Here is a 3,003-nt window from a genome sequence, read left to right as displayed (position 1 = left end):
TACGACTACTAAAAAGATTCTTTATCCTTGACCATCCAGACTTTTATTTCCGGATTAGTAAACTTAATTACTTAGTTTTAGGATTCTCCAAGTTACACTAAATTTCTACCTTAATTCTTTAGGGGAAATGACCATTTTGGATAATGGTAGGATTCCAGGTTTGTTGGGTGATAAACTGCCCAATACCATTCTTTTATATTGGCAGACTCTGGACTATCTGAGTAAAGCAACTTACAAATAGGTTTGTTAATTACATCCATTTTCTTTCTTAGGCCATTGCAGGCTTCTCCATAGAATTATTCGGTGGCGGAATCTTCTTGACTAATTTGCTTTCGTCGCAACCCGCTTTTATGATCTGCTGTAATCTGTCATTCTCTCGTTTGACTGACCGACCGTATCCATTCAGAGTTTATCGCCCCTGGCTATTGGTTAAATAGCACGAAATTTAGGCTTCTTTGGCGCCCAGAAGGATAACATAAAAGTTCAGTTTCTATAGACATAAGAGCTAATTTAATTAAATATTCCACAATTTTTGTTAAAAAAGATTATCTATCAAAAGATACATTCATCAATTGATAAAATAAAATAATGGGAAAAAAATGCTAGCTACAATTACTGTTAAATCTCCACCAAGACGAGTAGATATTTGGGCATAAGGTGATAATTCTAAAGAATCAGAAGCTTCCAAAATAGCCAAATTACCTGCGCCACCAATACTATTAGCACAAAGTCCAGCAGCAATTGAAGCTTGAACAGGATAATAACCCATTTTATTACCGATTATAGCAGATGCTAAAGCAGTAGTAAACACACAAGCAATACAAGTAAATAAAAAAGATAAATTAGAAATTCGGTCAATAATCATTAATATATTAATATTAATACCAACAACTACCAAAATACAAGATGAAAATGATTGAGTAATAAATTTAGATGCTTGATTAATATTTTGAATATAATTTTCTGAAATCAAATCAAAAAACTTAATTAATAATACTAAAATAACTAAAAAAATAATAGTCGGAGGTACATATTTTTCTAAGTTAGAAGATGGCCATAATTTTAATAATAAAGTTCTAAAAATACTACTTAAAGCGTATAAAGCGAAAATAATCAATAACCCCATTTTCATATTTAAAAAACTTAAATCAGAATTATTATCTTTTGATTCGTTTTTAAGAGAATTAAATCGATTACTACTTAATTTATGTATATTGTTTTTATCTAATTCACCTTCTGGGCTGCTATATTCTGAATTACCAAAAAATTTTTTAATTAAACCTCCAAACATAACACTTAAAATTCCGCCAATTAATAAAGAAGTAATAATATGATTTTTAAAGGCATCTTCAAAACGAACTATTCCTTGTGAAAATACTTTTATTAAAGGAATAATACCACACGTTAAACCACCACAAGAAATAGGAACAAAAATAAAAAATATAGCATCTAAAAAACTATTATGATGACTACCAGGAACATTATCGATACCACCAATAGGTTTTAAAAATATTCCTAAAATACCTGTTATTAAACCCGAACATATTAAAGATAAAATAACTAAAAATAAAAATTTAGGTCCATTTTTTTTTAAAATAAATTTATCAATACTTAAAAGGCTTCCGCAAACCAATGAAGCAACGAAAAATTCAGAAAAACCTATATTACTGTTTTTATTAAAAAAAGATATTCTTTCACGAAATGCAGATTGAAATTGCATTAATGATGTTTCTAAATTGCGAGGGAAAAAATTATAATTAAACAAAAAAGCTGGCAATAATAAACAAAAAATTGCTCCTCCGCCCATATCTTTAACAATAGGAATTTTGTTACCTATTACTTTTAATATTTCGGCTAAAATCATAGTAAATAACAAAACTGAAATTAAATTATGCCAAGATGCATTAAATTGTCCTTTATAAGCATCGTAAGATGTCCAAATATGTATTATAGAAATCATTAATAAAACTAATGCAAACCAGATTGAAAAACCTAAAATTTTTAATTTAGGTTTTTTATAAGAATGAAAAGTTGAATCATTAATAGAACTACTTATATTCATATATACAAACTACTTCCTATTTTTATTTGTTATCAAAATCTTTTTAAAATAAAAAATATATGGGAAAGATTGATTAATATTAAATTTATTTTTGTTTATTAAATATATTTAATAAAACATTAGCAAAATCTAAAACTGTCCAAGGTGATTGTGAAGTAACAAATTGACCACTTAAAACTGTCATTTTATCAACACAATACTCTCCTTCTTTAATATAACTCTCATATCCAGGAAAACAAGTAAAAGAATGATTTTTTAATAAATTTAATTTTCCCAAAAAAGCTGGAGCTGCACATATAGCCCCAATAAATTTATTATCATTTGCAAAATTATTAATTAAACTTAAAATATTAAGCAACAAGTCATGTTCTTTTTCTATAACATTTTTAACATATGGACCTCCTGGTATGATTAAAAAATCATATTCATGAGAAATAACATTTTGCGATAAATCAGCTTTAACCATTAAATTTGATGCAGAAACAACATCTAAAGAATTATTAAATGTAATAGTCGTAATATCAAATCCATTATTTTTTAATAAAGCTCTTGTTGCCAAGGCTTCACAATCTTCAAAACCATTTTGCAAAATTAATAATCCTTTCATAAAACAATTCCCCTTATCTTATATCTTTCGCATAATATATATTTTTTAAAAAATTCTGTTTCAAAAGATTTTTTTAAAATTTAATAATTTAAAAACCTCCTTTCAAAACTTTAAATAATAATTAAAATTATTTTTAACTTTAATTTATTTTTATTATATAGATATAGATTATTTGCGTTTCGATCTCAAAATTTGTCTTTCTGATAGCTATTACAAATAGCCCCCATCCAAACCGGACAAGCAAGTTTCCCAGCATCCGGCTTTCCATAATTTATCAATAAACAATAAATTACTGACTTCTTTCGCCCTATCAAGGTCGTTAACCTTGTTCCAG

3 protein-coding genes are annotated in these 3,003 nt (G+C 26.9%); all 3 read right to left on the bottom strand.

Features of this window, described 5'->3' with window-relative positions; genetic code table 11:
* Positions 1-568 precede the first annotated feature (568 nt).
* The 3 genes from OC705_RS02360 to OC705_RS02350 all read right to left on the bottom strand — a co-directional run bounded on the left by OC705_RS02360 (position 569) and on the right by OC705_RS02350 (position 2,937).
* A complete protein-coding gene (locus tag OC705_RS02360) occupies positions 569-2,062 on the bottom strand; it encodes a 2-hydroxycarboxylate transporter family protein (RefSeq protein ID WP_304512312.1) in 1,494 nt (497 codons plus the stop codon).
* A gap of 85 nt (positions 2,063-2,147) precedes the next feature.
* Positions 2,148-2,669 (bottom strand): DJ-1/PfpI family protein, encoded by a 522-nt coding sequence (locus OC705_RS02355; protein WP_304514059.1) that lies wholly within the window; start codon positions 2,667-2,669, stop codon positions 2,148-2,150.
* A gap of 139 nt (positions 2,670-2,808) precedes the next feature.
* Positions 2,809-2,937 (bottom strand): hypothetical protein, encoded by a 129-nt coding sequence (locus tag OC705_RS02350; protein ID WP_304512310.1) that lies wholly within the window; start codon positions 2,935-2,937, stop codon positions 2,809-2,811.
* Positions 2,938-3,003 lie beyond the last annotated feature (66 nt).

The organism is Candidatus Phytoplasma fabacearum (assembly GCF_030586805.1).
Classification (GTDB): Bacteria; Bacillota_I; Bacilli_A; order Acholeplasmatales; family Acholeplasmataceae; genus Phytoplasma; species Phytoplasma fabacearum.
The sequence above is the reverse complement of the archived record's forward strand: the minus strand, read 5'-3'. Positions and strand labels throughout refer to the sequence as shown.

Bases quoted from the DNA above. Each gene is read 5' to 3' on its own strand.
- OC705_RS02350 (WP_304512310.1), bottom strand. From the start codon at position 2,937: ATGGAAAGCCGGATGCTGGGAAACTTGCTTGTCCGGTTTGGATGGGGG.
- OC705_RS02355 (WP_304514059.1), bottom strand. From the start codon at position 2,669: ATGAAAGGATTATTAATTTTGCAAAATGGTTTTGAAGATTGTGAAGCC.
- OC705_RS02360 (WP_304512312.1), bottom strand. From the start codon at position 2,062: ATGAATATAAGTAGTTCTATTAATGATTCAACTTTTCATTCTTATAAA.